The organism is Streptomyces sp. NPDC001027 (assembly GCF_040299045.1).
Taxonomy (GTDB): Bacteria; Actinomycetota; Actinomycetes; order Streptomycetales; family Streptomycetaceae; genus Streptomyces.
This window is the reverse complement of record NZ_JBEPBI010000337.1, coordinates 1-6,724: the sequence shown is the minus strand read 5'-3', so window position 1 is coordinate 6,724 and position 6,724 is coordinate 1. Positions and strand designations below refer to the sequence as shown.

Annotated in this window: 8 protein-coding genes; 1 reads left to right on the top strand and 7 read right to left on the bottom strand. The window is 72.3% G+C overall.

What is annotated here, in order from left to right; translation table 11 throughout:
- A partial coding sequence (locus ABT300_RS39890) for an MFS transporter (RefSeq protein ID WP_351686830.1) occupies positions 1–1,162 on the bottom strand: 1,162 nt, incomplete at its 3' end.
- Between the two features lie 54 nt (positions 1,163–1,216).
- Here ABT300_RS39890 and ABT300_RS39885 point away from each other — a divergent pair.
- Positions 1,217–1,960, top strand: coding sequence for an AraC family transcriptional regulator (locus ABT300_RS39885; protein WP_351686833.1), 744 nt, complete (start codon positions 1,217–1,219; stop codon positions 1,958–1,960).
- Between the two features lie 148 nt (positions 1,961–2,108).
- Here ABT300_RS39885 and ABT300_RS39880 read toward each other — a convergent pair whose 3' ends face one another.
- The 6 genes from ABT300_RS39880 to ABT300_RS39855 all read right to left on the bottom strand — a co-directional run.
- The gene (locus ABT300_RS39880; protein ID WP_351686828.1) at positions 2,109–2,612 is read right to left on the bottom strand and encodes a cysteine dioxygenase; all 504 of its coding nucleotides are present in this window, start codon (positions 2,610–2,612) and stop codon (positions 2,109–2,111) included.
- Positions 2,609–2,812 carry a hypothetical protein gene (locus ABT300_RS39875; protein ID WP_351686826.1) on the bottom strand — a complete coding sequence of 68 codons (204 nt, stop codon included), beginning with the start codon at positions 2,810–2,812 and terminating at the stop codon, positions 2,609–2,611. The genes ABT300_RS39880 and ABT300_RS39875 overlap by 4 nt, the downstream gene beginning before the upstream one ends.
- A gap of 35 nt (positions 2,813–2,847) precedes the next feature.
- Positions 2,848–3,597 carry a thioesterase II family protein gene (locus ABT300_RS39870; protein WP_351686824.1) on the bottom strand — a complete coding sequence of 250 codons (750 nt, stop codon included), beginning with the start codon at positions 3,595–3,597 and terminating at the stop codon, positions 2,848–2,850.
- 26 nt (positions 3,598–3,623) lie between these two features.
- Positions 3,624–4,856, bottom strand: a complete 1,233-nt coding sequence (locus ABT300_RS39865; RefSeq protein ID WP_351686822.1) for an aminotransferase class V-fold PLP-dependent enzyme — start codon at positions 4,854–4,856, stop codon at positions 3,624–3,626.
- Positions 4,853–6,139 (bottom strand): phenylacetate--CoA ligase family protein, encoded by a 1,287-nt coding sequence (locus tag ABT300_RS39860; RefSeq protein ID WP_351686819.1) that lies wholly within the window; start codon positions 6,137–6,139, stop codon positions 4,853–4,855. Before ABT300_RS39860 ends, ABT300_RS39865 begins: the two co-directional genes overlap by 4 nt.
- Positions 6,136–6,724 (bottom strand): TauD/TfdA family dioxygenase (locus ABT300_RS39855; protein ID WP_351686817.1); only part of this gene is annotated, 589 nt, incomplete at its 5' end. The genes ABT300_RS39860 and ABT300_RS39855, both read right to left, overlap by 4 nt.

The window sequence follows — 6,724 nt, the reverse complement described above, 5'->3', positions numbered from 1 at the left end:
TCGGCTCGGGCGCGGCTCCGAGGCGCGGCGCGGCGGGTTCGGGCAGGTCGCGGAAGCTCAGCGTGCTCAGCAGGGGCATCAGGACGAGTGGGGCCAGGGCGGTCTGCAGGGACGTGGAGTCGGCGAGACCGCCGATGACCGGGGCGGCCAGACCGCCGACGCTGACGGTCAGGCCGAGGGTGATCCCGCCGGCGGCGCCCACCCGCGAGGGCAGGTAGTCCTGGCCGAGCGTCACCTGCAGCGAGAAGGGCACGTACAAGCCGACCGACGTCAACGCCACGAACGGGTAGAGGGCCGGCCCCGGCAGCCACACCACGCCGGCCAGGCCCGCGGCGGCGATCAGATACGACCGGCGCGCGACGGTGACCCGGTCCCAGCGGCTCGCCAGATATCCGCCCAGCACGGAGCCGACCGCGCTGCCGAGGTAGAGGACGGTCAGCGCCGCGGCGCCGACGCCCGTGCCCCCGCCCAGGCGCTGGCGGGCGTACAGCGAGAGGAAGGCGCTCAGGCCGACGAACGCGATCGACCGGAAGACCACGGCCAGGGACAGCTTCACGAAGGAGGCGACGTCGTCGCTTGCGGCCGGCCCCTCCGTGTCGGGTCCGTGTGCCTGCCGCTGCTGCAGGGCGCGCACGACGGGCAGGCACAGCGCGGCGCCCGCGAGGGCCGGCAGCACCAGCAGCGGCGTCCAGCGCAGCCCTCCGGTGGCCACCACGGCGGTGACCATGAGCGGCGCCGACGCGAAGCCGACGTTGCCGCCGGTGGAGAACCAGCCCATGGCCCGGTGACTGCCCCGGCCGGCGATACGGGCGACGCGGGCGGACTCGGGGTGATAGGCGGCCACGCCGACTCCCGAGACGGCGACGAACACGAGCGTGAGCGGGTAGGAGCCGCTCAGTCCGCTCAGCGCGACGCCGACACCGCCGAGAAGCGTGCCGGCCGGCAGCAGCCAAGGCATCGCCCGACGGTCGGTGAGCGCGCCGAACAGGGGCTGCGCCACCGAGGACAGCAGCGAGGCGGCCAGCACGATGCCCGAGGCGACCGCGTAGGTGTAGGAGCGCTCGGCGACGAAGAACGGCACCAGGGAGGCCACGGCTCCCTGGTAGACGTCGACGCAGGCGTGCCCGAGGGACAGCAGGGTGATCGATGTATTCCTTCGCACCTCGCCATCGTCGGGACCCGCGCCCATGTCGCGCTTCCGATAAACTGCCGGATGATGTCGCATATCCGCCATGAGTCGATCGCCCCGACGAGCAGCCGGCGGCTGCCGTCCGGCGGCGCGATCGACGCCCATCGGCACGACGACCACCAGATCGTCTACGCCGGCCGCGGAGTGCTGGCCGTCACGACCGACGCGGGTTCCTGGGTCGCCCCCGGCACCCGCGCCATCTGGGTCCCGGCCGGCATCGTCCACGCCCACCGGGCCCACGGCGAACTCGAACTGCATCTGGTGGGACTGCCCGCCGCGGTCAACCCGCTCGGTCTCGACGCACCGACCGTGCTGGCCGTGGACCCGCTGCTGCGTGAGCTGATCGTCGCGTACACCCGCGCGCCGGACGACGACAGCCCCGAGCGGACCCGGTTGCGCGCGGTGCTGCTGGACCGGTTGCGGGCCTCCCCTCAGGAGCCGCTGCACCTGCCGACACCGGCCACTCCCCTGCTGCGGACGCTGTGCGCCGTCCTGCTGGCCGACCCGGCCGACCCCCGCACCCTCGCCGAGCTGGGCAGTCAGGTCGGCGCGAGTGACCGCACGCTGTCCCGGCTGTTCCGCAGCGACCTCGGCATGACCTTCCCCCAGTGGCGCACCCAGTTGCGGCTTCAGCACGCACTGGTCCTGCTCGCCGAGCAGGAGCCGGTGACCGCGGTGGCGCACCGGTGCGGCTGGTCCTCGGCCAGCGCCTTCATCGACGTCTTCCGGCGCACCTTCGGCCACACCCCGGGCTCGCACGCGAAGGGCTGACCGTCACCGCCGCTCGAACTTCGGCGTCGTCACCGCCGGCCCCGGTCGGCGCCGTCACTCGCCGACGGCCTCAGGCATCCGCGACAGCCCTTGCGGGGCGCGCCGGTCATGTGGCGCGCCCCGCGGGGACCGCGTTCCCGGCGAGAGGTCAGGCGATCACCAGCCCGGGCCGGGCGCCCGTCTCGCAGTGTGCGGCGGTGTGCGCCGGCATCTCGGTCAGGCCCGGGTGGTAGACGTGCAGGCTCACCGCCGGCGTCAGCGCGTCGTTGACGACCCGGTGCACGTACCCGGGTGCGAAGACCCGTTGCGCGCCCGGCTCCAGCACATGCCTCCTTCTCTGCGTCCACTCGGTGAGCGTGCCCTGAAGGATGGTCAGAACCCCGGACGAACGGCCGTGGTCGTGCAGTTCGCTCCCCTGCCCCGCGACCCAGGACAGCAGCCACACCTCGTATCCCGGGCCGGTGCGCATCCGGTGGTACCAGCGCGTCGTGGCGTCGTACCGGACGAGGTGCTCCCACTGGGGGCGGTCGGCGGCGACGGAGCGGGCCAGGCCCGCGAACTCGGCGACGGTGGAGGGGTGTTCGCGCGGGCGCTGCAGGAGGTGCGGGACTTCCAGGATGTCGCCGGCGATCTGGAGGTCGCTGTCGCTCACGTACAGACCACCCGGCTTCCGGGGAGCAGGCGCTGGTGCGCCTCGGCTGCCGTCGCGGGCTTCGGGGCCGGGGCCGCGGCCGTGCGGGCCGGGTGGGCGGCGAGGGCGGGAGTGCGCGCCGTGGGAGGTCCGTCGCGCCAGGTGATGAGGTGGGCGCAGCACCGGGGCAGCGGCAGGCCGGGGGTCTGTGTTCCGTTCATCGCTGATCCTTAACGTCAGGGAATCTTCGACTGCTTCACGGGGTGCGGTCGAGAGCGGGCCGGAGCGTGCGGCACGAGGCCAGGTCCTGGACCAGCGCCTCGTACCACAGGTCCGCGCCGTCGGGAGCGGTCAGGAAGTGCGCGGCCTCCAGGCTGCGCCACGAGAGGCGGTCGGTCTCGTCACGCCAGGCGAGCGCCGACGACTCCGGGATCACGGCGTCCTCGGTGCCGTGGTAGAGGAACACCGGGCACCGCAGACGTTCGTGGGTGCCGGGTCTGCGATAGCTCTCGCTCGCGTGGAGTTCGGCCCGGATGGTGGGGAGGAACAGCTCGAGAAGCTCCTCCTCGTCCGTCAGGTCCGAGCTGAGCCCGCCGATGCCGGCGAGCTCGGACAGCAGTTCGGCGTCGCCCAGCGAGCGCCAGTCGATCGGGGGAAGCGGGGTGGACGGCGCGCGCTGGCTCGCCGCGAACACGGCCTCGACCCGCTTCCCGGTCGCCTCCACTCGCGCCGCCATGTCGTACGCCACGAGCGCCCCGTAGCTGAGGCCGGCGAACGCCAGCCGCTCGGCGCGCGCGATCTCCGCGGACAGCGTGCGCATGGTGTACGCGCTCACCGAGGCGACGTCCGGGAGGGGCTCCTCGAAGAGCCGCCCCTCCCGGCCCGGCAGGTCGGGCAGGACCACCTCGACGTCGTCCGGCAGGTCTTCCCGCCAGCTTCGGTACCGCCCCAGCCCACCGCCGGCATGCGGGAAGCACACCAGGGTCAGGGTCCGCAGGCCGGACATGTGCACTCTCCTGTCGGTCGGTGTTCTCAGCGGCGTGAGGCGGCGACCGCGGTCGGGCCGATCCAGCTCAGCAGTTCGTCCAGCGCCTCGTAGAGGGCCTCGATCTCGCGGACCTCGTTGTAGAGGTAGGCGGAGACGCGCAGGATCTCCCCGCCGGCCAGGTCGGTGACCAGCGGCTGAGAGCACATGTGGCCGCTGCGCACCATGACGCCGTAGGAGTCGCTCAGCATGCGGGCGACCTCGCCGGTGGGGACGCCCTGCTCCAGGCGCAGGCTCACGAGCGCGATCCGGTCGGTCAGGTCCGGCGGCCCGATCAGACGCACCCCCGGTCGGGTGAGCGCCCCGCCGACCAGGGCAGCGGCGAGTTCGCGCTCGCGCCGCCGGAGCTCCTGGGCGTCCAGCGACTCCAGGTACCGGATCGCGGCGCCGGACCCGATGACGGAGGCGATGGCCGGCGTGCCCGTCTCGAACTTGAAGGGTGTGCGCCGGTCCACGCTGCCGTCCAGATCGACCCAGTCGACCATGCCTCCGCCGACCGACAGCGGGCGCAGTCCGGCGAGGAGCCGACTGCGGCCGAAGAGGACGCCGACCCCGGTGGGACCGAGCATCTTGTGCATCGAGAAGGCCAGGAAGTCGACGTCGAGCCGGCGCACGTTGATGCGCTCGTGGGGCAGGGACTGCGCGGCGTCGAGGACGATGACCGCGTCGGTGGTCGCACGGATCTCCGCGATCAGCTCCGCGACCGGGTGGACGACGCCGGTGACGTTGGAGCAGTGAGTGAGCGCGACCACCTTCGGCCGGCCGCGCAGCAGTTCGCGGAAGTGGTCGCGGTCGAGCCTGCCGTGGGCGTCGACCCGGGTCAGCGAGAGGCGGCCGGCCCGCCGCCACGGGAGCATCTGCGAGTGGTGCGCGTCCATGCACCCCACGATGTCGGCGTCCGGTTCCAGGCCCAGTCCCTGGGCGACCAGGTTAAGGGCCTCGCTCGTGTTGCGGGTCAGGACCACCTCGTTCGCCGCGGCGCCGAGGTGGGCGGCGACCGCCACCCGGGAGGCCTCGTAGGCGTCGGAGGCCTCCTCGGACAGCCGGTGCTTGCCGCGGTGGATGTTCGCGCCGTTGGTCTCGTAGTACTCGGTGATCGCCTCGATGACGGGCCGCGGCTTCAGGGTCGTGGCCGCGTTGTCCAGGTAGGAGATCGTCTGCCCGTCGATCTTCCGCCGCAGGGCCGGAAAGTCGTCCCGGAGGTTGTCTCGAAGGGTCATCGCGCACCTTCCGCGGATATCTGTGAGACGCAGGGCTGGAACTTGCCGCTGCGTTCGCCGGCGATGTAGTCGACGGCCTCGACGCGCACCGGGTTCGGCGCCAGGGCTTCGGTCAGGCGGTCGGTGAGCGCGGCGACGCCGTCGGTCCGCGCGTCGGCCTCGGGGATGTACCGGAAGGTGCACGCTCCGGTGCGGTCCTGCTCCAGCTTGTAGATCTCGATGCCGGGGGCGTCGCCGACCACGGCGTCGATCGCGCCCGGCGTGACGACCCGGCCGTCCGCGAGCTGGATCATGTGGGTGGCGCGGCCCTCGATCCGCACCAGGGGCAGTTCGCTGCCGCAGCCGCAGGCGCCGACCAGGGGGGTGAAGTGGTCCCCCGTGGCGTACCGGATGCGGGGGACGAGGGCGTCGTCCTTGGTGGTGACGTACAGCTCTCCGGTCTCGCCGTCCGCGACGGGCTCGCCGTCCCGGACGAACTCCACGTGGAAGTCCAGGTCGTTGATGTGCCGCATCCCGTCGTGGCACTCGAACCCGAGGTAGCCGAGCTCCGACATGCCGATCATGTCGCCGATCGCCAGGTCCGGCCCCATGAACTCCTCGATCTGGCGTCGCGCCACCCGTGTCATGAGGGTGTAGCCGCTCACCAGGTGCAGCTTGCGCGGCGAGGTGATCCGGCGGCCGAGGCGTCGCGCCCACCTCGTGAGGAAGGCGAAGTGCGTCGAGTCGACCACCAGGAGATCGGGTTCGTAGAGCTCGATCTCGTCGAGCGCCTTGACGATCTGCCACTCCGGGGTGGCCAGGAGGTCGTGGGCCACGGTGAGCACCAGGGTGCCGTCCGCCAGCGTGCGGTCCTCCATGGTGGAGAAGCCCGTGGCGCATTCCACGTCGGAGCAGTTCGGCGGGGCGAAGCGGCAGATCCTGGGTCGGCTGCCGGGACGCCACAGCTCGTCGAAGCGGCGGTTCACGCCGAGTGCGGTCGCCTGCCGTCTCGCCAGGTCGTAGGCCAGGATGGCGCTGTTCAGCCGCTCGCCGGAGGTTCCGGAGCTCTGGAAGCGCATGACGTGCGGCGAGTTGAGGGTGTAGCCCTTGGCCAGCACGCCCGCGGGGAAGTTCCGCCGGTAGTGAGATTTGGAGGTGGGCGGCAGCCGGTGGAAGTCCGCCAGGCCCCGGATGTCCTCCGGCCGCAGACCGCTGGCTTCCATGTGCTTGCGGAAGAAGACGGTGTTGTCGAAGGCGTAGGCGATCTCTTCGCGGACGGCTTCGAAGGTCGTCGAGTCGCTCATGCCATGGCCACCAGGACGGTGCGGGAGCCGGTGTAGGGGTTCCTGCCGTGCGAGAACTGCTCGTTGTCGACGATCATGACGTCGCCGGCCTGCCAGGGCAGGGCGATCTCCTCCGCCGCGTAGGCGGCGCGGATCTGCGCCAGATCCTCCGGGTCGAGGGGGGCGCCGTCGCCGTACAGCGCGTTGCGGGGCAGCTCGTCCTCGGCGAAGCTCTCGCGCAGCTCGCGCTCGACGTGCTCGGGAAGCGAGCTGACGTGGAACAGGTTCGCCTGGTTGAACCAGACCGTCTCGCCCGTCGCCCGCGCCTTGACGGTGGCCTGCACCACGTGCCGGGTGCGCAGCCGCTCGCCGCCCAGCCACTCCGCCTGGATGCCGTGCTGCGCGCAGTAGGCGTCGACGTGGGCGCGGTCCTCGGTCTGGAAGGCCTCCTGCCAGCTCAGGTCCACGCCGTGGCCGAAGTTGCGCACGTACATCACGCCGTGCCGCTCGAAGCGCTCACGGGTGGCCTGCGGCAGCCGGGCGTGGACGCGGGCGCTGTGCGCGGCCGGGGGGGCGCCCCCCCGGGGCGGCCGGGGCGGTGGGTGC

Bases quoted from the DNA above. Each gene is read 5' to 3' on its own strand.
- ABT300_RS39885 (WP_351686833.1), top strand. From the start codon at position 1,217: ATGTCGCATATCCGCCATGAGTCGATCGCCCCGACGAGCAGCCGGCGG.
- ABT300_RS39865 (WP_351686822.1), bottom strand. From the start codon at position 4,856: ATGACCCTTCGAGACAACCTCCGGGACGACTTTCCGGCCCTGCGGCGG.
- ABT300_RS39875 (WP_351686826.1), bottom strand. From the start codon at position 2,812: ATGAACGGAACACAGACCCCCGGCCTGCCGCTGCCCCGGTGCTGCGCC.
- ABT300_RS39860 (WP_351686819.1), bottom strand. From the start codon at position 6,139: ATGAGCGACTCGACGACCTTCGAAGCCGTCCGCGAAGAGATCGCCTAC.
- ABT300_RS39870 (WP_351686824.1), bottom strand. From the start codon at position 3,597: ATGTCCGGCCTGCGGACCCTGACCCTGGTGTGCTTCCCGCATGCCGGC.